We start from the raw sequence: 680 nt of genomic DNA, 5'->3' as shown, positions 1-680 counted from the left end.
TACGTATCGGCTGATAATATCTTCTAATCTCGTATCGTTTGTGCCTTCACCGACCGCCGCAAACTTCCACTCACTGCTGCTGCGGTAGATTTCTGCTGTAATCAGGCTTGTTCTGCGGGCGTAATTGTCTCTCAAATTGTACTTGAGCATTTCCTCGTGATTAGATTGATCAACTACGCGGATAAACGCATTTTGAATCATGCCGAAATCTTGTTTTCTTCTGACACAATCGTAAATGTTCACTACAAATACAAGCTTATCGATGTTTCCAGGCACTTTATCTAAATCTATCATAATTTGCTCGTCATCGCCCGCACCGTCACCCGTCAGGTTGTCGCCTGTATGCTGTACACCGCCGCAGCGGCTTTTCAGGTTGCCGAAATAAATCAGATTTTTCTTTTCGGTGAATTTTCCGTTTTCCAGCATCAGCACTGAAGCGTCACAGTCGATATTCGGACCGCCTCCGCCAAGCAGTTTGCTGAAGAATCCTCCGCCTGAGGACACTGGGTCCCAGCCGAGACCGACCATCAATTTTGACAGACCGGCTTTTCCTTTTGTTAAATCAATTCGTTGACCTTTTTCTAAAGAAATTGCCACACGATTCACTCCTACTCATCGAAATGTGAAGATAGTCACATTTATTTTTACGCTCACAAGGAAAATAAGCCGTAAATTACTAA

Annotated in this window: 1 protein-coding gene; it reads right to left on the bottom strand. The window is 44.1% G+C overall.

The annotated features are described in order from the left end of the window. A partial coding sequence (locus ACWHAR_RS27760) for a TerD family protein (protein WP_452088525.1) occupies positions 1-597 on the bottom strand: 597 nt, incomplete at its 3' end. Positions 598-680 lie beyond the last annotated feature (83 nt).

Source organism: Bacillus sp. LR--39, from assembly GCF_053613335.1.
The sequence above is the reverse complement of the archived record's forward strand: the minus strand, read 5'-3'. Positions and strand labels throughout refer to the sequence as shown.